This is a genomic window from Neisseria perflava (genome assembly GCF_024170405.1).
GTDB lineage: Bacteria > Pseudomonadota > Gammaproteobacteria > Burkholderiales > Neisseriaceae > Neisseria > Neisseria perflava_B.
In genome coordinates, this window is the sequence record NZ_JALJYC010000012.1 from 26,365 (window position 1) to 48,657 (window position 22,293).

At 52.6% G+C, this 22,293-nt stretch carries 20 protein-coding genes; 10 read left to right on the top strand and 10 right to left on the bottom strand.

Translation table 11 applies throughout. The annotated features are described in order from the left end of the window. Nucleotides 1-72: 72 nt before the first annotated feature. Both J2T37_RS05770 and J2T37_RS05775 read left to right on the top strand, forming a co-directional pair. Nucleotides 73-555 (top strand): GNAT family N-acetyltransferase, encoded by a 483-nt coding sequence (locus J2T37_RS05770; RefSeq protein WP_253354469.1) that lies wholly within the window; start codon nt 73-75, stop codon nt 553-555. A gap of 150 nt (nt 556-705) precedes the next feature. Continuing rightward, complete coding sequence (locus J2T37_RS05775; protein WP_437179464.1) at nt 706-1,764, top strand: sulfate ABC transporter substrate-binding protein; 1,059 nt, start codon at nt 706-708, stop codon at nt 1,762-1,764. Between the two features lie 235 nt (nt 1,765-1,999). On the opposite strand, the gene J2T37_RS05780 is transcribed toward J2T37_RS05775, so the two are convergent. The 6 genes from J2T37_RS05780 to J2T37_RS05805 form a co-directional block, all read right to left on the bottom strand. Next, on the bottom strand, nt 2,000-2,443 hold the full coding sequence (locus J2T37_RS05780; protein WP_253354471.1) for a DUF4149 domain-containing protein: 444 nt from the start codon (nt 2,441-2,443) through the stop codon (nt 2,000-2,002). A 114-nt stretch (nt 2,444-2,557) separates the two neighbouring features. Further along, a complete protein-coding gene (greA, locus tag J2T37_RS05785) occupies nt 2,558-3,034 on the bottom strand; it encodes a transcription elongation factor GreA (protein ID WP_253354472.1) in 477 nt (158 codons plus the stop codon). 288 nt (nt 3,035-3,322) lie between these two features. Continuing rightward, nucleotides 3,323-3,865 (bottom strand): single-stranded DNA-binding protein, encoded by a 543-nt coding sequence (locus J2T37_RS05790; RefSeq protein WP_253354473.1) that lies wholly within the window; start codon nt 3,863-3,865, stop codon nt 3,323-3,325. A 1-nt stretch (nt 3,866) separates the two neighbouring features. Then, nucleotides 3,867-5,249 carry an MFS transporter gene (locus tag J2T37_RS05795; RefSeq protein ID WP_253354474.1) on the bottom strand — a complete coding sequence of 461 codons (1,383 nt, stop codon included), beginning with the start codon at nt 5,247-5,249 and terminating at the stop codon, nt 3,867-3,869. 136 nt (nt 5,250-5,385) lie between these two features. Next, a complete protein-coding gene (locus tag J2T37_RS05800; protein ID WP_253354475.1) occupies nt 5,386-6,018 on the bottom strand; it encodes a lytic transglycosylase domain-containing protein in 633 nt (210 codons plus the stop codon). A 200-nt stretch (nt 6,019-6,218) separates the two neighbouring features. Beyond that, on the bottom strand, nt 6,219-6,842 hold the full coding sequence (locus tag J2T37_RS05805) for a M23 family metallopeptidase (RefSeq protein ID WP_253354476.1): 624 nt from the start codon (nt 6,840-6,842) through the stop codon (nt 6,219-6,221). A gap of 228 nt (nt 6,843-7,070) precedes the next feature. On the opposite strand from J2T37_RS05805, the gene ppx reads away from it, so the two are divergent. The 6 genes from ppx (at nt 7,071) to rep (ending at nt 15,048) form a co-directional block, all read left to right on the top strand. Next, nucleotides 7,071-8,585 carry an exopolyphosphatase gene (ppx, locus tag J2T37_RS05810; protein ID WP_253354478.1) on the top strand — a complete coding sequence of 505 codons (1,515 nt, stop codon included), beginning with the start codon at nt 7,071-7,073 and terminating at the stop codon, nt 8,583-8,585. A 204-nt stretch (nt 8,586-8,789) separates the two neighbouring features. Continuing rightward, complete coding sequence (gene cysT, locus J2T37_RS05815; protein ID WP_253354479.1) at nt 8,790-9,626, top strand: sulfate ABC transporter permease subunit CysT; 837 nt, start codon at nt 8,790-8,792, stop codon at nt 9,624-9,626. A 43-nt stretch (nt 9,627-9,669) separates the two neighbouring features. Next, nucleotides 9,670-10,527, top strand: a complete 858-nt coding sequence (gene cysW / locus J2T37_RS05820; protein ID WP_253354480.1) for a sulfate ABC transporter permease subunit CysW — start codon at nt 9,670-9,672, stop codon at nt 10,525-10,527. Further along, entirely contained in the window at nt 10,524-11,597 is a 1,074-nt protein-coding gene (locus J2T37_RS05825) for a sulfate/molybdate ABC transporter ATP-binding protein (protein WP_253354481.1), read from the top strand. The genes cysW and J2T37_RS05825 overlap by 4 nt, the downstream gene beginning before the upstream one ends. A 141-nt stretch (nt 11,598-11,738) precedes the next feature. Next, nucleotides 11,739-12,929, top strand: coding sequence for an acetylornithine/succinyldiaminopimelate transaminase (locus J2T37_RS05830; RefSeq protein WP_253354482.1), 1,191 nt, complete (start codon nt 11,739-11,741; stop codon nt 12,927-12,929). Nucleotides 12,930-13,050: 121 nt separating this feature from the next. Beyond that, nucleotides 13,051-15,048 (top strand): DNA helicase Rep, encoded by a 1,998-nt coding sequence (rep, locus tag J2T37_RS05835; protein ID WP_253354483.1) that lies wholly within the window; start codon nt 13,051-13,053, stop codon nt 15,046-15,048. Nucleotides 15,049-15,129: 81 nt separating this feature from the next. Here rep and J2T37_RS05840 read toward each other — a convergent pair whose 3' ends face one another. Continuing rightward, nucleotides 15,130-15,879: a YiiX/YebB-like N1pC/P60 family cysteine hydrolase gene (locus J2T37_RS05840; RefSeq protein ID WP_253354484.1), complete on the bottom strand. Its 750-nt coding sequence runs from the start codon at nt 15,877-15,879 to the stop codon at nt 15,130-15,132. A gap of 158 nt (nt 15,880-16,037) precedes the next feature. On the opposite strand from J2T37_RS05840, the gene J2T37_RS05845 reads away from it, so the two are divergent. Continuing rightward, on the top strand, nt 16,038-17,621 hold the full coding sequence (locus tag J2T37_RS05845) for a YdgA family protein (protein ID WP_253354485.1): 1,584 nt from the start codon (nt 16,038-16,040) through the stop codon (nt 17,619-17,621). Nucleotides 17,622-17,715: 94 nt separating this feature from the next. Here the strand turns inward: J2T37_RS05845 and yfaE are convergent, their stop codons facing one another. The 3 genes from yfaE to nrdA all read right to left on the bottom strand — a co-directional run bounded on the left by yfaE (nt 17,716) and on the right by nrdA (nt 21,875). Next, nucleotides 17,716-18,024 carry a class I ribonucleotide reductase maintenance protein YfaE gene (gene yfaE, locus J2T37_RS05850; RefSeq protein WP_253354511.1) on the bottom strand — a complete coding sequence of 103 codons (309 nt, stop codon included), beginning with the start codon at nt 18,022-18,024 and terminating at the stop codon, nt 17,716-17,718. A 126-nt stretch (nt 18,025-18,150) separates the two neighbouring features. Beyond that, entirely contained in the window at nt 18,151-19,284 is a 1,134-nt protein-coding gene (gene nrdB, locus J2T37_RS05855; protein WP_253354512.1) for a class Ia ribonucleoside-diphosphate reductase subunit beta, read from the bottom strand. Nucleotides 19,285-19,595: 311 nt separating this feature from the next. Beyond that, nucleotides 19,596-21,875, bottom strand: a complete 2,280-nt coding sequence (nrdA, locus tag J2T37_RS05860; protein WP_253354486.1) for a class 1a ribonucleoside-diphosphate reductase subunit alpha — start codon at nt 21,873-21,875, stop codon at nt 19,596-19,598. Nucleotides 21,876-21,975: 100 nt separating this feature from the next. Here nrdA and J2T37_RS05865 point away from each other — a divergent pair, with 100 nt between their 5' ends. Further along, nucleotides 21,976-22,269: a hypothetical protein gene (locus J2T37_RS05865; protein ID WP_253354487.1), complete on the top strand. Its 294-nt coding sequence runs from the start codon at nt 21,976-21,978 to the stop codon at nt 22,267-22,269. Nucleotides 22,270-22,293 lie beyond the last annotated feature (24 nt).

Below are 22,293 nucleotides of genomic sequence, written 5' to 3' on the forward strand. Positions count from 1 at the left end.
TTGACCCGCCTTTTATGTTATGTAACAAAAAACAGGGTGGGTTAAAACCCTCCCTACACCATCCGTTTTTCTATGAGCCTGCTAACCATACTCCGCCCCGCAACTGAGGGGGATTGCCGTTTTATCCATAATGCCCACCTGCACGCCGTGCAATACGCCTGTATCCGCAGTTACAACGAGCGCGTATTAAAAGCTTGGGAAGCCCTGCTCGACATCGAAAGCTACCATGCCACCATTCAGGACTCAAGCAAAGCGCTGTGGGTAGTGGAATACAAAGGTGTGATTCAGGGCTTTTTCCAAGTGGATTTTAAAGAGGCGCAACTGGATGCCCTGTATGTCCACCCTCTGTTTCATAATCACGGTTTGGGTACGGCTCTGCTGCAACGTGCTGAAGAACTGGCGCGGCAGGCCGGTTTGAGCTTTTTAAAGCTGTATGCCTCGCTCAATTCCGTTCCGTTTTACCGCTTAAACGGCTACGATTCGCTAGGTTCGGCAGTATTGCCCTTGTGCGAAACCGTCAAAGTCAAATGCGAACTGATGCGCAAATATCTCTAAACCGACGAGGCCGTCTGAAAGTTTTGCATTTTCAGACGGCCTTTATATAAGCAAAACTGATAAGCTGCAAAGCAAACATTATTTTCCAAAATTACCCGATTTAGTTAAAATAAACCCATCTCCCATGAATTGAGGAAATCCGTTATGACCATCCGCACCCTGACCCTAGCTGCCGTTAGCGCAGCCGTCGCCCTCAGCGCCTGCTCGCCCAAATCCGAACCGGCTGCCGATAATCAAGCCGCTTCCGCCGCGCCCGCAGCCGCCAACGGCAAAGGCATTACCCTGCTGAACGTCTCTTATGATGTGGCACGCGATTTTTACAAAGAATACAACCCCCTGTTTGTTAAAGAATACGAAGGCAAACATCCGGGCGAAAGCATAGACGTGCAACAGTCGCACGGCGGTTCAAGCAAGCAAGCGCTGTCAGTAGCCAATGGTTTGGCAGCCGATGTCGTTACCATGAACCAAACCTCCGATATTGAGTTATTGGAGAAAAAAGGATTGGTAAAATCCGACTGGACGAAACGTCTGCCCGACAACGCTGTGCCGTTTACCAGCACCACCGTCTTCTTGGTGCGCAAAGGCAACCCGAAACAGATTAAAGACTGGAACGATTTAACCAAAGACGGCGTGCAAATCGTGCTTGCCAATCCGAAAACCACCGGCAACGGCCGCTATGCCTTCCTCGGCGCTTACGGCTACGGCTTGAAAGCGAACAACGGCGATGAGGGCAAAACCAAAGAATTTGTTGCCGCCCTGCTGAAAAACGCGCCCGTGTTTGAAAACGGCGGCCGCGCAGCCACCACCACCTTCAGCCAACGCAATATCGGCGATGTGCTGATTACCTTTGAAAACGAAGCCAACCATGTCAGCAAAAAACTGACTCAAGGCCAGTTTGAAATCGTGTATCCGAGCTACACCATCCTGTCGGAAAGCCCTGTGGCCGTAGTGGACAGCGTGGTTGAGAAAAAAGGCACGCAACAAGCCGCAACCGAATACTTGCAATATCTGTGGAGCGAACCGGCACAAGAGCTGGCCGCGCAACTCTACCTGCGTCCGCAAAACGCTGATGTATTGGCCAAACACAAAGCCGACTTCCCCGACATCGAGACCTTCAAACCCAATGAAAAATTCGGTACTTGGGAAGAAATCATGAAGAAATACTTTGCCGACGGCGGCTTGGTAGATCAGTTGTCGCCTAAAAAATAATAGGTGAAATACCACAATGCCGTCTGAACAGGTGTGAACATAAAATCAAGGATTTTTGTTACACCCGTTCAGACGGCATTTTTTATGACGATATAGTGGAATTACTTAAAAACAAACCATCTATACGGTGTAGGTTGGGTTGTAAACCCAACCTACACCTAAACTTCCGTTGGGATTTCATCCCAACCTACGCAGTTTGCTTTTCTGCTCTACGGCACTTGGCCAACTCGCCGATTTAACGCCACTCCCAGCGTACAATCCGCCACACCATTACCACGGCAAAAATCGCGCACAACAAATAAATCAGGCTGGAAATGCCATGCCACATGCCGAATGAGCCGCCGACCAGCGACAGCAGCCAGTTGGTCATTTGCGTTTTAATGGCTTCGATTACCGGCGTAATCAGAAACTGGCTGATAGCCAGTAAAATAATGATGGCAGCCGTCAATTTGCCGTTTAACGAACCGGCAGCTCGTTGCGCTGCTTCGCGCTTACCAACGACATACACCAGCAGCCACACCGCCAAGCCAACATACGACACCACATCAAACAGCTTGCCCGCAATCGCACCCGCCTGCAATTTCGGCAACATCTGAAACAAGACCGGCGCGGCGATATAGCCCGCCATCACCTGCAAACCCAACCAAAATGCGGCCAATGCCGCCGCGATTCTGTTCATGTTTTCCTCCTTTTGAATCCTTTGTTAGCAATCAGGCCGTCTGAAAAATCTGCAATTTCATTTCATGCACTTTTCAGACGGCCTTTCATGGTTCAGTTAAACACGCAACAACGCTTAGATATATTCAACCGCAATAATATCATACTCGCGTACGCCGCCCGGCGCCTGCACTTCAGCCACGTCGCCTTCTTCTTTACCAATCAGTGCGCGGGCAATCGGCGAGCCTACATAGATTTTGCGCTCTTTGATGTCCGCTTCATCTTCGCCGACGATTTGGTAGGTCACCTGCTCTTCGGTTTCCAAATCTTCGAGTGTTACCGTTGTGCCGAACACGATTTTGCCGTCGGCATGGATTTCTGCCGGATTGATGATATGCGCCAGCGATAATTTGCCTTCCAGCTCGGCAATACGGCCTTCGATAAAGCCTTGACGTTCTTTGGCCGCTTCGTATTCGGCGTTTTCCGACAAATCGCCGTGCGAGCGCGCTTCGGCAATCGCTTCAATAATTTGCGGACGGGCAACGCTTTTGAGCTGTTGCAATTCTTGCTTGAGCATTTCTGCGCCGCGAACGGTCAAAGGAATTTTTTGCATGGTGGTTCTCCGTAAAAGCGCTTGGCGCTTTTTTATAATGACATACGCGCCGACGGATGGGTCAATCATCTGTCGGCGCAAAATAAAAATACAAGCCGCCTGTTGCCGGCGGCTTGCTGTGGTAAAAATCAATTAAACGTATTGTACCAAAGATACGGGAAAATTCAATATTGAAACGCTTTTCACGCGCTTATTGCCCCGTCGAGGCCGTCTAAAAGCAAAGAACCTGTATTCACAATCCCTTATTTTCATACGGCCTGCATATATGGCGGCAATACGGATAAAAAATTAAAACGGAATATCGTCGTCGATATCATCCACCGGCGCGGCGGGCGCAACCGGTGCGCGGCGGGCTGGTGCGGCGGGCGGTGCGCTCGGCGCTTCCTGCTGGTAAGCCGGAGCGGACTGCTGATAGCCGCCTTGCTGTTGCGCGGGGGCAGATTGGTAGTTTTGCTGCTGGTAACCGCCCTCGTCATAAGGCGCACCGCCACCGCTGTTGCGGCTGCCGAGCATTTTCATTTCGTTGGCGATGATGTCGTAAGCGGTGCGCTCGATACCGTTTTTATCGGTATAACGGCGGCTTTGGATACGGCCTTCGATATACACCGAGCTGCCTTTGCGCAGATATTGGCCGGCAACTTCGGCCAAGCGGCGATACATGGTAATGTTGTGCCATTCGGTGCGCTCTTGGCGTTGGCCGCTGTTGCGGTCATTCCAAGTTTCGCTGGTGGCAATGCTGAAATTGCAGACGGCCTCGCCGTTGGGCATGTAGCGCACTTCGGGATCGCGCCCCAAGTTGCCGATAAGGATGACTTTGTTAACTGATGACATTTTATACTCCTGAGATGATTTTTTCGGCAGCGGCTTGGTCAAAACCTTTCTGCAACGCTTTGATGTAAACGGTTTGCTTGTCGCGGCTGAAGCTGACGGCTTCCACACCCGCCAAGTCGGTCAGCGCAGAGTGTAAAGCGGATTCCTGACCTTGCCAAGTGATCGGTACGCGCAGGCTGATATTTTTTACCGGCTTGGGCGCGGGCAGCAGCCATGCGACTGCCAACCACAACAACATCAGCGCACTGCAAAAGGCAAACACGCCGCCGAAGCCGTAATGCTGGAACAATAATCCGCCGCAGGCGCCGCCGACAAACAGGCCGACCGACTGCAAAGTGTTATAAACCCCCATCGCCGTGCCTTTCAAATCGGTTGGCGCGATTTTCGACACCATAGAGGGCAGACTGGCTTCCAGCACATTAAAACCGATAAAGTAAACCATCAGATAGGCCGTTATCAGCCAAATGGAATTCAGCCCGAACAGCAGGCCGATTTGCGCCAGCGCGATACAGGCAATGCCGAGCATAAACACCTGCTTCAATTTATTGCGCGTTTCGCCGATGATAATCAGCGGAACCATCACAATCAGACCGGTAATGGTGGCAGGCAGATACACTTTCCAATGTTGGATTTTATCCAAACCCAGCTCCAGCATGGCAAACGGCAGCGCGGTAAACAGCGCCATTTGCGCGGCATGAAGGGCAAAAATACCGAAGTCCAAACCCAATAATTGCGGATTTTTCAACACCTCGCCAAAGCGCGACGGCTGCGCCTGTGCATCTTCATGTAATTTGGACGTTTCAGGATTCGGCGTCAGCCACGCCACCACGCCTATGCTGATAAGCGTCAGAATCCCCGTTAACGCAAACAGACCGGATACGCCTATCCAATCGGCCATCAGCGGCGCCGCCACCAAACTCACGGAAAACGTCAGACCGATACTCAGACCAATCATCGCCATTGCCCGGGTGCGCACTTCTTCGCGGGTCAAATCCGCCAGCAGCGCCGTTACCGCCGCACTTACCGCGCCCGCACCCTGCACCGCCCGCGCCACGACCAGCATGGGCAGCGTGTCCGCTGCCGCCGCCACAAAACTGCCCGCCGCAAACACAATCAGACCGGCGTAAATTACTTTTTTGCGGCCGAATTTGTCGGAAGCCATGCCCAAGGGCAGTTGGCACAGCGCCTGCGTCAGGCCGTAAATCCCCATCGCCACGCCGACCAGCGCCTGATGTTTTTCCGCCCCCGGCAGCGTTGCCGCATAGAGGGCAAACACCGGCAACACCAAAAACATGCCCAGCATACGCAGGGCATAAACGCCGGATAAAGTGGTGCTGGCACGCCATTCGTGCGGGAACATGGTAACGCGGTTGGTTCTGGACATTTTGTTTTTTATAATGTTTTCAGACGGCCTTTGCGGTGCAGAGGCCGTCTGAAAATAAGGAATTTCGATAACAGGATTATACAGTAATCAGGCTGCTTTGCATCCGCCTGATTTCCAGACGGCATACCGCCCGCCTTTACCCCCACTGCCAACGGTTGCGCCACGCGCCCAACACCGCATTGGGATATTTGTTGCTGCCCAGGCTGCCGTTGAAACGCGCCAGTGCGCGTACCATATCGCCTTTCTCGATGTTGTTGTAATGGCGCAGAATGGTACAGCCGTAGCGCAGGTTGGTGCGGATATCGAAAAGGTTGTGCGAGGGTTTACCGATATAGTTTTTCCAAAACGGCATGACCTGCATCAGCCCGCGCGCGCCCACGCCGCTGATGGCGTATTGGCGGAACGCGCTTTCCACTTCAATCAAGCCCAAAATTACCTGCGTATTCAAACCGGCGCGGCTGGATTCGTATTGGATGTTAGTCAGCAGGCGGCGGCGTTCGCCTTCGTCGGGCACATATTTGCTCAAGCGCGAAGACATGGCGTTGAGCCAGCGTTCGCCTTCGGCCTGACTGGAAAACACCAGCCGTGCGGGATTGACATTGTTAATCGAGCCGCGCATGACCGAGGCGACATCGTCCGACAGGGTTTCTTCGCGCTGCGCCCCCGCCCACACCAGCTGCGGTGCGCATAACAATGCGCCGCCGACCGTCAAGAGACGGCGGCGGCTCAAGGAAAAGGTTTCGGATTCGGTAAAATTGCTGTGTTTCATTTCAAAATCTTATTCGGCGGCAAAACCGCCGTTCATGCTTAAAAAAATAACCTAAAACCGTAGCTTAGCATATTTGCCAACCTTTTGGGCTTGCCGGAAGAATATCCGGCCTGCGGTTTTAGGTTATTTTTTCCGCAGCATGTTGATTTTGAATATTTTACCGTTTGCAGCGTGCAAAACCTGCCTGTGGTACGGCCTTTTTACGGGTGGACAAATGCATCGGGATTCACTTTGCGCTGACCGTCCATCACCTCAAAATGCAGGTGCGGGCCGGTGCTGCGGCCGGTGCTGCCGACATAGGCAATCAGCTGTCCGCGTTTGACTTCCTCTCCCGGGCTGACAACATATTTGCTGGCATGGCCGTATAAAGTAGCAAAACGCTCGTCGTGCTGGATAATCACGGTTTTGCCGTAGCCTTTTTTCCAACCGGCAAATTCGACTTTACCGCTTTCTGCCGCATAAATCGGCGAACCGGTGGGAGCGGCATAATCCACGCCGCTGTGGAATTTGACTTTGCGCAACACGGGATGGTTGCGGTAGCCGTAGCCCGAGCTTTTGCGGTAATTGGATACGGGCATCATAAAGCGCGGCTGGTTGGGGCGGATGACGCTGTCGGCTGTCTGCGCAGGCTGCTGTTGCGGCAGGCGCAGAATTTTCTGCTGCACAAATTCGTCCATATACTCCTGCGTAATGCCTTGATTGGCGGCAACGGTTTTACCGGCGGTTTCCGGGCGGACAATGCGGTCTTCCGCCTGTGCGGGCAGCGCAGCCACCAAAACGACGGCGGATAAAAAAGCGGTTTGCAGTTTGACGGATAAATTCAAAAGAAACTCCTTGTTACAATATAACAGGCAAGATTCTATCTTAATTTTTGTTAATAAAAACAAAGAACATGAAAAATTTGTATAATTCAGACGGCCTTGTATGCGTTTTAATGCATATTGCGACGGCCATTTTTTCTTGAGAAACATCAAATACAAAGCCCGCCGACAGATGACAGCAGTTTGACTGCAAGGTAACATAAGCAGTCTTTATTCCAAACGGTATCTGCCATGACCGCACCTTTACCTTTTGCCAACCTCCTTGCCACCGTCGATTTGGGTTCCAACAGCTTCCGTCTGCAAATCTGCGAGAACAACAACGGCCAGCTCAAAGTGATTGATTCGTTCAAACAGATGGTGCGTTTTGCCGCCGGTTTGGATGAAAACAAAATATTGAGCGAAGAATCGCAAGAGCGCGCGCTTGATTGCTTGGCCAAATTCGGCGAACGCCTGCGCGGTTTTTCGCCCGAACAGGTGCGCGTGGTCGCCACCAACACCTTCCGCGTAGCAAAAAACATCGGCGCGTTCCTGCCCAAGGCCGAAGCCGCGCTGGGCTTTCCGATTGAAATCATCGCCGGCCGCGAGGAAGCGCGTCTGATTTACACCGGTGTGGTGCATACCCTGCCGCCCAACGGCGACAAAATGCTGGTCATCGACATCGGCGGCGGTTCTACCGAATTTGTCATCGGCGCTGATTTAAAACCCGACACCACCGAAAGCCTGCCGCTGGGCTGCGTAACGTACAGCCTGCGTTTTTTCCAAAACAAAATCAGTAATAAAGATTTTCAAGCCGCCATTTCCGCCGCGCGTAACGAAATCCAGCGCATCAGCAAGCTGATGAAGCGCAACGGCTGGGATTTTGCCGTCGGCACTTCCGGCTCGGCCAAATCCATCCGCGATGTGTTGGCGGCGGAAAAACCGCAAGCCGCCGATATTACCTATGAGGGCATGAAATATCTGGCCGAACGGATTATCGAAGCGGGTACGGTCAAAAAAGCCAAATTCGAGGGTTTGAAACCCGACCGCCTCGAAGTTTTCTCCGGCGGTTTAGCGGTGATGATGGCGGCGTTTGAAGAGCTGGAAATCAGCACAATGCGGGTAACGGAAGCCGCGCTGCGCGATGGTGTGTTGTATGACATGATTGGCCGCCAGCTCAACGAAGACATGCGCGACCAAACTTGTGCCGAATTCCAAAAACGCTACCACGTCAGCCTGAATCAGGCCAACCGCGTGGCGGAAACGGCGCAAAAATTCATGGAAAGCCTGTGCGTGGCGAAAAATGTGCCGATACAGGATTTGAAATACTGGCAGCAATTATTGGGCTGGGCGGGTCGTCTGCACGAAATCGGCACCGACATCGCCCACGCCGGCTACCACAAGCATTCGGCCTATATTCTGGAAAACGCCGATATGCCGGGTTTTTCGCGCAAAGAGCAGACCGCTTTGGCGCAGCTGGCCTTGGGGCACCGTGGCGATGTGAAGAAAATGACTGATATCGTCAGCGGCAATGAAATGCGCTGGTACGCGATTTTGTCGCTGCGTCTTGCCGCCCTGTTCTGCCGCGCCCGCCTGCCGCTGGAATTACCCGCGCAAACCCAATTGCGTGCCGATGATTCGGGCAAAGGCTTCGTCTTGCGCATTAACGGCCTCTGGCTGGACGAACATCCGCTGATTGCCGACGCGCTGGCCTATGAAAGCGCGCAATGGCAGAAAGTGGATATGCCGTTTACGGTGCAGCCGCTGTAACCATCTTGCCGCCGCATTTCACGAAAAAGGCCGTCTGAAAATACCGGTAAATCCGCTTACCGTATTTTCAGACGGCCTCTTTGCTCATGCCAAATTCACGTTATATAACCATTCCATCTTTTATTACAACCATCCATTCTTTCCTTTTTTCAGACGGCATTGTTACAGTATCGCTAATGTGAAATTACCATGGGATTTTGTTTTATGCTGTTGCTCAAAAAACCCAGCGTGCTGCCCGGTTTTAACCTCAGCTTCGGCCTGACTGTGTTGTGCCTGTCGCTCTTGGTGGTGTTGCCGTTTGCGATGATGGCGACCAAAGCGGGCGAAATCGGCTGGACGGCGTTTTGGCAGACCATTACCGAGCCTAATGTGTTGGCGGCGGTGTGGTTGAGCCTGAAAATGTCATTTTACGCCATGCTGACCAATATCGTGTTCGGCACGTTGGTAGCGTGGGTATTGGTGCGCTATGATTTTCCGGGTAAAAACCTGGTTAACGCGCTGGTGGATTTGCCCTTCGCCCTGCCGACGGCGGTAACCGGTATCGCACTGGCCACACTCTACGCACCCAACGGTTGGATTGGCAGCCTGTTTGCGCCGTTTGACATCAAAATCGCCTTTACGCCCATCGGCATTTGGATTGCGCTGGTGGTGGTGAGCCTGCCGTTTATCGTGCGGGCGGTGCAGCCGGTATTGGAAGAGCTCTCAGGCGAATACGAAGAAGCTGCCGCAACCTTGGGCGCAAGCCGTTTCACCACTTTCCGCCGCGTTTTGCTGCCAGAAATTACCCCCGCTCTGCTGACCGGCGCCGGCATGATGTTTGCCCGCGCCACCGGCGAATACGGCTCGGTGATTTTTATCGCCGGCAATATCCCGATGGTGTCGGAAATCCTGCCGCTGATTATTACCGGCAAGCTGGAGCAGTTTGACGTGCAGGGCGCGTCGGCAGTGGCATTGTTTATGCTGCTGATTTCGTTTGTAATTCTGTTTGCGCTGAACATCATGCAGTGGGCTTTGAGCAAACGCGCGGGCGCGAAAGCATAGGCCGTCTGAAAATCAATAATCCAAATCATAAAAAAGACAAACCATGAGAACCAACTCCCCTAATCCCAATCTGACCGAACCGCGCTGGCTGCGGGTCATGCTGACCGCCGTAGCCCTGCTGTTTCTGCTGGTCATGCTGGTCGTGCCGCTGGTATCGGTGTTTTACGAAGCCTTGAAAGGCGGCTGGGATTTGTATGTCCAAGCGCTGACCGATCCGGAAGCATGGTCGGCCATCAAGCTGACGCTGATTACCGCTGCGATTGTCGTGCCTGTCAATGCCGTATTGGGCATTGCGATGGCCTGGCTGCTGACCCGCTTTGATTTTCGCGGCAAACAGCTTTTGACTACCCTACTCGATTTACCGTTTTCTGTGTCGCCGGTGGTGGCCGGTTTGATGTTTGTGCTGCTTTTCGGCGCGAATACCGTTTTGGGCGGCTGGCTGGAAGCGCAAGGCATTCAGATTATTTTCGCCATCCCGGGCATTATTTTAGCCACGCTGTTCGTGACCTTCCCCTTTGTGGCGCGTGAGCTGATTCCCTTAATGCAGGCGCAGGGCGACAGCGAGGAGCAAGCAGCGCTGATTCTCGGCGCAAGCGGCTGGCAAATGTTTTGGCGCGTGACCTTGCCCAATATCAAATGGGCGCTGCTTTACGGCATTATCCTCACCAACGCCCGCGCCATGGGCGAATTCGGCGCGGTGAGCGTGGTTTCCGGCCATATCCGTGGCGAAACCAACACCATTCCGCTGTTAGTGGAAATCTTCTACAACGAATACAACTTTACCGGCGCCTTTGCCCTGTCCGGCGTATTGGCCTTGCTCGCCTTGGCGACACTGGCCGTACAAAATTTCATTACCAAAACCCAAGAGAAAAAACTCGCCGCTGCGGAGCGTAACGCATGAGTATCACCATCCAACAATTAAACAAACACTTCGGCAATTTCCACGCGCTGAAAAACATCAACCTCAATGTCCCCACCGGCAAACTGGTGTCGCTGCTGGGGCCTTCCGGTTGCGGCAAAACCACGCTGTTGCGGATTATCGCCGGTTTGGAAAATGCCGACGACGGCAAAATTTTATTTGACGGCCAAGACGTAACCGACAAACACGTGCGCGAGCGCAAAGTCGGCTTTGTGTTCCAACACTACGCCCTGTTCCGCCATATGAACGTGTTTGACAACATCGCCTTCGGCCTCTCCGTTTTGCCCAAGGCCGAACGCCCGAGCAAAGAAAAAATCCGTGCCAAAGTGGAAGAGCTGCTGGGCTTGGTGCAACTGTCGCATTTGGCCAAAGCCTATCCGCACCAACTCTCTGGCGGCCAACGCCAGCGTATCGCCCTCGCCCGCGCTTTGGCCGTCGAGCCAAAACTTCTTCTGCTGGACGAGCCTTTCGGCGCACTCGATGCCAAAGTGCGCAAAGAATTGCGCACCTGGCTGCGCGACATCCACCACAATCTCGGCGTGACCAGCATTTTGGTGACCCACGACCAAGAAGAAGCCTTGGAAGTATCCGATGAAATCGTGGTGATGAACCACGGCAAAATCGAGCAAACCGGCAGCGCCGAAGCCATTTACCGTAAACCGGAAAACGCCTTTGTCACCGAATTTCTCGGCGAAACCGACGCCTTTGAAGGCCGTATCGAAAAAGGCGCATGGCACTACGGCGATTTTGCGTGGCCGCTCGACCGCCAATACAAATGGCAGGAGCAGACCGCCATCGGCTACGTGCGCCCGCACGAATGGCAGCCTGCGGCCGAGGGGGTGCAAGCCATGATTACCGCGCCGATTGAAAAAATCCACGCCGTCGGTGCGCTTACCCACGTCACCGTCAAACACGGCAAGCAAGACGTACACATCACCCTCGGCGGCAGCGACAGCGCCCGCCTGAACCTCACCGTCGGCCAAACCTTGGCCTTGTCGCCGAAGCAGGTGTATGTATTCTCGCAAAACGAGCTGATTGAATTTTCGATTTAATGCCATTCAAGCCAAGGCCGTCTGAAAAACCGTATGCACATCGGTTTTTCAGACGGCCTTTTCAGATATTGAATATTGTTAACAATCGGCGCATAATCAGCCATACGTTTTCCCCTCAACCCACCCCATAGGAATCCTGCCATGCATAACTACCTGACCCCGAATTTCTCCTTCGCCCCGATGATTCCCGAGCGTGCGCTCGGCAGCCGCGTATGGGATACCGAAGGCCGAGAATATGTCGATTTGTCGGGCGGGATTGCCGTTAACGCCTTAGGTCACAGCAACCCCGTCTTAATCGAAGCCCTATCCGAGCAGGCAAACAAGCTGTGGCACATTTCCAATATCTACACCACCGGCCCGGCGCAGGAATTGGCGCAGAAGCTGGTCGAGCATTCTTTCGGCGACAAAGTCTTTTTCTGCAACTCCGGCGCCGAAGCCAATGAAGCCGCGCTGAAACTGGCGCGCAAATACGGCCGCGACCGCTCAAACGGCGAGAAAAACGAAATCGTCGCCTGCCTCAACAGTTTTCACGGCCGCACCGTATTTACCGTGTCCGTCGGCGGCCAACCCAAATACAGCCAAGACTACGCGCCACTGCCGCAAGGCATTACCCATGTACCGTTTAACGACATCGCCGCGCTGGAAGCCACCGTCGGCGAAAAAACCTGCGCCGTGATTATCGAGCCGATTCAAGGCGAAAGCGGCATTCTGCCCGCTACCCAAGAATATTTGGAAACCGCCCGCCGCCTGTGCGACCAACACGGCGCACTGCTGGTTTTCGATGAAGTGCAAACCGGCATGGGGCACACCGGCAAGCTGTTTGCTTACGAGCATTACGGTATCGTGCCCGACATCATGAGTCTGGCCAAGGCGCTGGGTTGCGGCTTCCCCATCGGCGCGATTGTGACCACCGACACCATCGCCCCCACTTTCGGCCCGGGTACGCACGGTTCGACCTTCGGCGGCAACCCGATGGCCTGCGCCGTCGGCAGCCGTGCATTCGACATCATCAATGCGCCCGAAACGCTGGCGCATGTTGTGGCGCAAGGTGAAAAATTGCGCCGTGCCTTAGAAAGCATAGGCCAAGAAACCGGCGTATTCAAACAAGTACGCGGCATGGGCTTGCTGCTGGGGGCAGTGTTGAGCGACGAATATCAAGGACGCGCGGGCGAAATCATGTCTGCCGCGCTGAAACACGGCCTGATGGTCTTGGTGGCGGGCAGCAATGTGGTGCGCTTTGCGCCGAGCCTGTTGTTGAGCGATGAAGATTTGGAAGAAGGCTTAGGCCGTCTGAAAACCGCGCTTAACGAATGGCTGGCGCAAGCGGAATAAATGACATCGTTTACACACCATCATGACATCGCAACAGGCCGTCTGAAACCGTTTTCAGACGGCCTTTCTCTATCTGCCACAATGCTATAATAGCCGCCTGATTCCCTTTCCTGATTTAGCCATGAAACTCAATCCACAACAGCAGGCGGCCGTCAATTATCTGGGCGGGCCGCTGCTCGTTTTGGCCGGTGCCGGCAGCGGCAAAACCGGCGTGATTACGCAGAAAATCAAACATTTGATTGTCAACGTCGGCTATCCCGCGCACCAAGTGGCCGCCATTACCTTTACCAATAAAGCCGCCAAAGAAATGCAGGAGCGCGTGGCGAAAATGCTGCCCAAGTCGCAAACGCGCGGGCTGACGATTTGCACCTTCCACTCACTCGGCATGCGCATTTTGCGCGAAGAAGCCAACCACATCGGCTATAAAAAGAATTTTTCCATTCTCGATGCCACCGACAGCGCCAAAATCATCAGCGAGCTCATCGGCGGCAGCGGCAAAGAAGCGGTATTCAAGGCGCAGCACCAGATTTCGCTGTGGAAAAACGATTTACAAACACCCGAACAAGCGCTGATAAACGCGCAAAACGAATGGGAACACCAAACCGCGCAAGCCTACGCCAGCTATCAGGCCACTTTGGAAAGCTATCAGGCGGTGGATTTTGACGATTTAATCCGCCTGCCCGCTCTGCTGCTCCAGCAAAACAGCGAAGTGCGCAACAAATGGCAGCTGCACCTGCGCTATCTTTTGGTAGACGAATGCCAAGACACCAACACCTGCCAATTTACCCTGATGAAACTCCTGACCGGCGCGGAAGGCATGTTTACCGCCGTGGGCGACGACGACCAGTCGATTTACGCCTGGCGCGGCGCAAACATGGAAAATCTGCGCAAAATGCAGCAAGACTACCCGCAGATGAAAATCATCAAGCTGGAGCAAAACTACCGCTCCACTGCGCGAATTTTGAAAATCGCCAACAAGGTGATTGAAAACAACCCTAAATTGTTCCAAAAAACATTGTGGTCGCAATTCGGCATGGGCGAAGTGGTGAAAGTGGTGGCCTGCCAAAACGAGCAGCACGAAGCCGAATGGGTGGTCAGCCAGATTGTGAAGCAAAAGCTGGTCGGCGGCGACAAAACCCAATACGCCGATTTTGCCGTCTTATATCGCGGCAACCATCAGGCGCGGGCGTTTGAAGAAGCCTTGCGCAGCGCGCGCGTACCCTACCAGCTTTCCGGCGGGCAGAGCTTTTTTGACAAAGCCGAGATTAAAGACGTGCTGTCTTATATCCGCCTGATGGCCAATCCCGACGACGATCCCGCCTTCTTACGCGCCGTCACCACACCCAAGCGCGGTATCGGCGAGGTAACGCTAGGCAAACTCAACGCTTATGCGCACGAACACGAGTGCAGCCTGTATCAGGCGGCGCAAAGCGATGAAGCGCTGTCTGCGCTTAATGCCGCCAACCGCGAGCATGTGCAGGAATTTATGCGGCTGATGGAGCATTACCGCAGCCGTGCCGATGGCGATGACGCGGGCGAAGTCATCAACGATTTGTTGGAAGAAATCGGCTATGAAAACCATCTGCTGGCCAACGAAGAAGGCAAGGCCGGCGAAATCAAGTGGCGCAACGTCACCGATTTAACCGGCTGGCTGGCACGCAAAGGCGAGGAAGATGGCAAAACCCTGATTGAAATCGCGCAAACCATCGCGCTGATGACCCTGCTCGAAGGCAAAGACGAGGAAGAAAACGACGCGGTCAAACTCTCCACCCTGCACGCCTCCAAAGGTTTGGAGTATCCGTATGTCTTTTTGGTCGGCTGCGAAGAAGGCATTTTGCCGCACAGCGACAGCGTGGAAGAAGACAATGTTGAAGAAGAACGCCGCCTGATGTATGTCGGCATTACCCGCGCCAAACGCCAACTTACCCTGACCCACTGCCTCAAACGCAAGCGCATGGGCAACTGGCAGTTCCCCGAGCCCAGCCGCTTTATCGACGAAATGCCGCCCGAAGACATCAAGCTCTTGGGGCGCAAAGGCGGCGAGCCGGTCGTCAGCAAGGAAGAAGGCAAAAGCAATTTGGCGAATCTGCGCAGCATGCTGGCGGCGAAAAAAGGCTGATTTAGTGAGGCAGCATAATGAGGCCGTCTGAAAACCCTATGGTTTTCAGACGGCCTTTGCTTGCAAACGCAAACCTATTTACTATTTAACCGCTACTTTGCTGCAGTTGCTGTTCCACAAAGAATCCGTACATTGCAGATGCCCGACATATTTCAGCCGCACCTCCGGTATGACCGCCGTTACATCGCCTTCGCGAAAATGCAGCATATCCGACGGGCTGACCCATTCCGGCTTGGTTTTGGTTAACGGTCTGCCGGCGTGGTTAAACGCCTCAATCACAAATTGCGAACAAGAATAGCGTTCGCTGTCAAACGGCGTGATTTGAACAAAAGCCAGCGAATTCAAACACAAATGGCGCAACTGACGCGGCACCACCGATACTTCGCACACTTTGCGCGTCAGCGAATACGGCGTCTGTTTGACGATACCGCCGAAATTATACGGGCTGCCCGCCAAACTGCGCGCAAAGCGGTTCATCTCAAAAACCGCCTGCCCGTCCAAACCCGGATAGCGGTAAACCGCCGCCAGATTGGTGTGGCGCAAAGCCTGCTGCAACGGAATAATCTGCACGCCCGAGCCGACCGCTTCGGCAATCATCCCATCACCCAAATACAGAAAAGAATGGCTGACGGCTGAGCGGTTAATCAAACGGATACCCAGCGATTGGATACTGCGCTCCGATGAAAACAAAATATCGCCCGCCTGTAAATCGGTTTCCCCGACTTCAATCCGCCCTCCGGCACTGTGCCGATTTGCTGGACATTCAGCGACAAGCCTTTGTCCCGACTCAGCTTCCACTCCGTTGAGCAGGCAGCCAAGACCAAAACGCACCCGATTATGCTGCAAAATTTCCAACCCATCATCATTTACCCTTGGTGGCAGATATCTGATTTTAGCATAAGCCCGCCTTTCAGACGGTCTGCCAAGCCAAAGACAAACCCGTCAAAAAATGCTATGCTTTGCGCTTTCTTTTCCTCTCTTTTGCAGCAATGAAAAAGTTTCTTATCCCGACTGCGGCCGTCGTTGTCGCTGCCGCGCTCGGCACGCCTTACTATCTCGGCATTAAAGCGGAAGAAAGCCTGAGTGCGCAGCAAAAACTGCTGCAAGAATCCGGCTTTCTCACCGTTGAATCGCACCAATACGAGCGCGGCTGGTTTACCTCGACTGAAACCACCATTATCCGCCTGAAGCCCACGTTGCTGCAAAATACGCAAAAATACCTGCCGGATAATCTGAAAACCGTATTGAAAGAGCCGATTACCGTGGTCAACCACATCAGCCACGGCCCGTTTGCCGGCGGTTTCGGCACGCGCGCGCATGTGGAAACTGAGTTCCAATACCAACCGGAAACGGCCAAAGTATTGGCGCGCTTCTTCGGCAACGCCACGCCCTTAACCATGAGCAACACCGTTTACCTCAATGGCAGCGGCGAAATGGCCTTGAGCGTGCCCGCGTTTGACTACGAAGAGCTCTCCGGCATCAAGCTGGCATGGAAAGGCTTGAGCGGCACCACCGGCTATCAAAACGGCTTTACCGCCTACAAGCATGACTACGCCGTCCCTTCGCTGCAAATCAAATTGGCCGATAAAGGCGATGTGGCGCTGACCAACCTGCATTTCCAATCGGAAACTTCAGACGGCCGCAACAAAATCGCCTTGGGCAAGAGCAGCGTGACGCTGGAAAAATTCCTGCTGCAATGGCATGAAGGCATTGATTACAATGTTAAATTAAACGAATTGGTAAACTTAGTGACCGATTTGCAAATCGGCGCGTTTATCAACCCGACCGGTACCATCGCGCCGTCTAAAATCGAAGTCAATAAACTCAGCTTTACCACCCAAACCGGCGAAGCGGATAAATTTATTAACAGCGAAGGCCGTTTCCAATTCGACAAACTGGTGTACGGCACCGATACCTACGGCTCGCTGGATATTGATGTGGCTGCCGAACACCTCGATGCCGCCGGTCTCTTGGCACTGAAAACCAAGCTGGCTGAAATCGCCAACAAACCGATGAGCGAAGAGCAAATCCGCAGCGAGCTTCTGCAAACGGCCAAAACCAAAGCCGCTTCGCTGTTTACTCAAAATCCGGTGTTGAACGTCAAAACTTTTAAATTTACCATGCCGCAAGGCGTAGTGGATGTCAGCGGCAAAATGGCCTTCAACGGGCTGAACGCGCAAGATTTAAATAGCCTGCCCGATATGCTGAAAAAAACCGATGCGGATTTCAACATGCACGTGCCGCAAAAACTGCTGGAGCAAATGGCCATCAGCCAAGCCCGCAGCATTTTCAGCGTCAACCCCGAAGATGAAGCCGCCGGACGCGCCAGCCTAGACGACATCAACGAAACCCTGCGCCTGATGGTGGACAGCACCGTACAAAGCATGGCGCGCCAGCAATACCTGACCCTGCAAAACGGCAATATCCAAACCCGCCTGACCTTGCAAAACAGCGAGTTGAAACTGAACGGCAAGGTATTGGAAAGCGAACCCGAGCCGGACTTTAGCGAAGGTGACGCGGCCTCTGCGCCGACACAATCCGCTTCCGAAATTGCCGCCAGCGCAGCGCCTTAAACAGCCTGCGCAGTAAATGATAAGAGGCCGTCTGAAACAATTTACCCGTTTCAGACGGCCTCTTTATTAGGTATTCCCTTACCCGATTATCTGCTTATGACTGATTGTCGTTACCAAACAAATCCACATCAAACAAATCCGGCTCATCCTGCTTCACATGGCAGTCCAGCGTAATATCTTCTGTTATCCGGCAGCAGCACGGCAGAATCTCGCCCGGCGCGACAAAGGCCAGCGGCAGTTCATCATAGCCGACCTTGCCCGCCGTGATTTTCACGCGGCACGAGCCGCAATAACCGCTGCGGCATTGGTATTCGACCTCATGCCCCGTGCGCTCCAAGCCCTCCAGCAGCGTTTCGCCGGCTTGCAGTTCAAACACTTTATCGCGGGTGGTAATCAATGGCATAACGGGAAACCGGTTACTGAAAAAGATGATAATCAGGCCGTCTGAAAATACGTTTTTCAGACGGCCTGTCACAGAATGAAACATCGCAGAGTGTTTTTTAACCCCCTACGATACTGCACTTCCGCTTTACAGCTCGAAATCGCCCAAATCGTCCGCGCTGATTTCGGCATCAACCTGACCGATTAAGTAAGAAGAAATTTCCACTTCCTGCGGCGCAACTTGTACATTATCGGACGACAGCCAAGCGTTAATCCACGGAATCGGGTTTTGGTTTGCGCCTTCAAACGCCGGTTCCAAACCCACCGCCTGCATACGCAGATTGGTAATGTATTCAACGTATTGGCCGAGAATTTCTTTGTTCAGACCAATCATCGAGCCGTCTTTAAACAGATAGGCCGCCCATTCTTTTTCCTGATTGGCCGCTTTTTTAAACAATTCGTAGCAATCCTGCTCCAGCTCGGCGGCAATTTCCGCCATTTCCGGATCGTCCGCACCACTGCGCATCAGGTTCAGCATATGCTGGGTGCTGGTTAAATGCAAAGCCTCGTCGCGGGCAATCAGCTTGATGATTTTGGCATTGCCTTCCATCAATTCGCGTTCGGCAAAGGCAAACGAGCAGGCAAACGATACGTAGAAACGGATGGCTTCCAACACGTTTACGCACATCAGGCACAGATACAGTTTCTTTTTCAACTCGCGCAAAGAAATTTCAATCAGCTCGCCTTTAACGATATGCGCCCCCTCGCCCAGCAGGTTGTAATACTGGGTATATTCAATCAAATCATCGTAATAGCAGGCGATGTCTTCGGCGCGGGCGATGATGTATTTGTTGGTAACGATGTCGTCAAACACAATACCCGGGTCGTTCACAATATTGCGGATAATATGCGTATAGCTGCGCGAATGGATGGTTTCGCTGAAACTCCAGGTTTCAATCCAAGTTTCCAGCTCCGGAATCGACACCACGGGCAGCAACGCCACATTCGGGCTGCGCCCCTGAATCGAATCGAGCAGGGTTTGGTATTTCAAATTGCTGATGAAGATATGCTTTTCATGCTCGGGCAGATTGGCATAATCGATACGGTCGCGCGACACGTCGATTTCTTCCGGACGCCAGAAAAACGACAGCTGCTTTTCAATCAGTTTTTCAAAAATTTCAAATTTCTGTTGGTCATAACGCGCCACATTCACCGGCTGGCCGAAAAACATCGGCTCTTTCAAAGCATCGTTTTTCTCTTTGCTAAAGGTGCTGTAATGCATGACTAAATGTTCACAGGACATACTTATTTCCTATTTATCCCAAATTGGATTTCAATTCCATCTTTAGTACTAAATCTGAAAGAAAAACTAATTTTTCTTAAAAGCCATAAAAATGGAATCTGAGCTAAGCTTTCTAAATCTGCTAATTTCTCAAAAATTTTATTTAACAAATAACTGAAGTTCATTTGTGCCCTTAAAATAAATGGACAATAAAAACTTCTTCTTGTACGAGTTTTAAATCTATAAGCCTATATCTCAAAACTCTTACAAAAAAGAATTTATGAAATTATTACTTATTGTTTATCTCGTTACTAAATCTTACACGCCCCACCGGCACAACCATCATCATGTAAATCGGTTTGCGTATCGTCCGCACCGTCGCGAGTGTTGTGGTAATACAGGGTTTTCACGCCGTATTTGTAGGCGGTCAGCAAGTCTTTCAGCATTTGTTTCATGGAAACTTTATTGCCTTCAAATTTGCTCGGGTCGTAGCTGGTATTGGCGGAAATGGCCTGATCAACGAATTTCTGCATAATGCCGACCAATTTCAGATAGCCGTCGTTGCTCGGCATTTGCCACAACAGTTCGTATTGGTTTTTCAGGGTTTCAAATTCCGGCACCACCTGTTTCAAAATGCCGTCTTTGGAGGCTTTAATGGTTACCAAGCCGCGCGGCGGCTCGATGCCGTTGGTGGCGTTGGCGATTTGCGAGCTGGTTTCAGACGGCATTAAGGCGGTCAAGGTGGAGTTGCGCAGGCCGTATTTGACGATGTCGGCGCGCAAGCCTTCCCAGTCGTAGTGCAACGGCTCGTCGCAGATGGCGTCCAGGTCTTTTTTATAGGTATCAATCGGCAAAATGCCTTTTGAATACACGGTTTCGTTAAACAGCGGGCAGGCGCCGTATTCTTTGGCGAGATTGACCGACGCTTTCAAGAGGTAATACTGCATGGCCTCGAAAGTGCGGTGGGTCAGGCCGTTGGCGGAGCCGTCGCTGTATTTCACTCCGTTTTTCGCCAGATAGTAGGCGTAGTTGATGACGCCGATACCAAGGGTACGGCGGTTCATGGTCGCGTGATAAGCGGCTTTAACCGGATAGTCTTGGTAGTCCAACAAGGCATCCAACGCGCGCACGGTCAAATCGGCCAACTCTTCAAATTCGTCCAGATTGTGCAATGCGCCCAAGTTGAAGGCAGACAAGGTGCACAAGGCGATTTCGCCGTTTTCATCGTTGATGTTTTGCAGCGGTTTGGTCGGCAGCGCGATTTCCAAACACAAGTTGGACTGGCGCACCGGCGCAACATGCGGATCAAACGGGCTGTGGGTGTTGCAGTGATCGACGTTTTGAATGTAGATACGGCCGGTACCCGCGCGCTCCTGCATTAAGGTGGAGAACAGCTCGGTGGCTGGCACGCTGCGCTTGCGGATGGATTCGTCCTGCTCGTATTGGGTATATAAGCGCTCGAATTCGTCTTGATCGGCGAAGAAAGCGTCATACAGGCCAGGCACTTCGTTGGGCGAAAACAGCGTGATGTTGCCGCCTTTAATCAGGCGGGTATAGAGCAGGCGGTTGATTTGCACGCCGTAATCCAAATGGCGCACGCGGTTTTCTTCTACACCACGGTTGTTTTTCAACACCAGCAGGTTTTCCACTTCAATGTGCCACATCGGGTAAAACAAGGTTGCCGCGCCGCCGCGCACGCCGCCTTGAGAGCAGGATTTCACCGCTGCTTGGAACATTTTGAAAAACGGGATACAACCGGTATGCTGCGCCTCGCCACCACGGATTTCGCTGCCCAAGCCGCGGATACGGCCGGCATTGATGCCGATACCGGCGCGTTGGGAAACGTATTTCACAATCGCGCTGGTGGTGGCGTTGATGGAATCCAAGCTGTCATCGCATTCAATCAAAACGCAGGAGCTGAACTGGCGTGTCGGTGTGCGCACGCCGCTCATAATCGGCGTCGGCAGCGATACTTTGTAGGTCGAAACCGCGTCATAGAAGCGTTTGACATAACCCAAACGGGTGGCTTTCGGGTATTTGCTAAACAGGCACATCGCCACCAAAATATACAGAAACTGCGGTGTTTCGTAGATTTGGTGGGTCACGCGGTTTTGTACCAAATACTTGCCTTCCAACTGCTTCACGGCGGCATAGGAGAAGGTCATGTCTCGGCTGTGGTCGATGTAGCTATTGAGCTCGTCAAACTCTTCGCGGCTGTAATCTTCGATGATGTGTTTGTCGTATTTGCCCGCTTCGGTCAGTTTGGCCACATGGTCATACACGTGCGGCGGTTCAAATTCGCCGTAGGCGATTTTGCGCAGGTGGAAAATCGCCAGACGCGCGGCCAGATATTGGTAATCGGGCGAATCTTCGGAAATCAGGTCTGCCGCCGCTTTGATGATGGTTTCGTGGATGTCGTCGGTGCGGATACCGTTGTAAAACTGGATGTGCGATTTCAACTCTACCTGCGACACGGACACATTATCCAAGCCTTCGGCAGCCCAAGTGACAACGCGGTGGATTTTATCCAAATTAATCGACTCTAAGCGGCCGTCGCGTTTGGTAACTTTCATGTTGGTGGTATCGTTCATCAGTTTTTCCTAGTATTTATCTGCGGTTCAAAACACAAGATACGGTATTCGATAAGTTTCAATAGCACAATATAATGTATTTTTCCAAGCATTTCCAGTCTTGACAAGCGCTGGATTTGGGGTTCGCCGCCAGCGTTTTCTCTTTCAGACGGCCTTTACACTTTTCCTCTTGACAGCCGTTTTGCCTGATTATTCAAGCCTTGTATCCGAATCGCGATTTTTCCGTATTTGCTTCACGCATGGCTATCTCCTAGGAAATAAAGCCATTCCGAGAAAATGGCGGACACCGGTAAAAATCCCTGAAAAAGCGCATGACAAAAAATTTTCGGCAGATATTTTTAATGTTAAATTTTGCAAACCCAAATCCGACGGTCGCAAAACAAAGGCCGTCTGAAAACCGCTTACGCTTTCAGACGGC

What these genes read in the sequence shown, in the direction of transcription:
- cysW (WP_253354480.1), top strand. Translation starts at nt 9,670, where the DNA reads ATGAGAACCAACTCCCCTAATCCCAATCTGACCGAACCGCGCTGGCTG.
- J2T37_RS05825 (WP_253354481.1), top strand. Translation starts at nt 10,524, where the DNA reads ATGAGTATCACCATCCAACAATTAAACAAACACTTCGGCAATTTCCAC.
- yfaE (WP_253354511.1), bottom strand. Translation starts at nt 18,024, where the DNA reads ATGCCATTGATTACCACCCGCGATAAAGTGTTTGAACTGCAAGCCGGC.
- cysT (WP_253354479.1), top strand. Translation starts at nt 8,790, where the DNA reads ATGCTGTTGCTCAAAAAACCCAGCGTGCTGCCCGGTTTTAACCTCAGC.
- nrdA (WP_253354486.1), bottom strand. Translation starts at nt 21,875, where the DNA reads ATGAACGATACCACCAACATGAAAGTTACCAAACGCGACGGCCGCTTA.
- J2T37_RS05845 (WP_253354485.1), top strand. Translation starts at nt 16,038, where the DNA reads ATGAAAAAGTTTCTTATCCCGACTGCGGCCGTCGTTGTCGCTGCCGCG.
- rep (WP_253354483.1), top strand. Translation starts at nt 13,051, where the DNA reads ATGAAACTCAATCCACAACAGCAGGCGGCCGTCAATTATCTGGGCGGG.
- ppx (WP_253354478.1), top strand. Translation starts at nt 7,071, where the DNA reads ATGACCGCACCTTTACCTTTTGCCAACCTCCTTGCCACCGTCGATTTG.
- greA (WP_253354472.1), bottom strand. Translation starts at nt 3,034, where the DNA reads ATGCAAAAAATTCCTTTGACCGTTCGCGGCGCAGAAATGCTCAAGCAA.
- J2T37_RS05830 (WP_253354482.1), top strand. Translation starts at nt 11,739, where the DNA reads ATGCATAACTACCTGACCCCGAATTTCTCCTTCGCCCCGATGATTCCC.
- J2T37_RS05790 (WP_253354473.1), bottom strand. Translation starts at nt 3,865, where the DNA reads ATGTCATCAGTTAACAAAGTCATCCTTATCGGCAACTTGGGGCGCGAT.
- J2T37_RS05780 (WP_253354471.1), bottom strand. Translation starts at nt 2,443, where the DNA reads ATGAACAGAATCGCGGCGGCATTGGCCGCATTTTGGTTGGGTTTGCAG.
- nrdB (WP_253354512.1), bottom strand. Translation starts at nt 19,284, where the DNA reads ATGCATTACAGCACCTTTAGCAAAGAGAAAAACGATGCTTTGAAAGAG.
- J2T37_RS05795 (WP_253354474.1), bottom strand. Translation starts at nt 5,249, where the DNA reads ATGTCCAGAACCAACCGCGTTACCATGTTCCCGCACGAATGGCGTGCC.
- J2T37_RS05770 (WP_253354469.1), top strand. Translation starts at nt 73, where the DNA reads ATGAGCCTGCTAACCATACTCCGCCCCGCAACTGAGGGGGATTGCCGT.
- J2T37_RS05800 (WP_253354475.1), bottom strand. Translation starts at nt 6,018, where the DNA reads ATGAAACACAGCAATTTTACCGAATCCGAAACCTTTTCCTTGAGCCGC.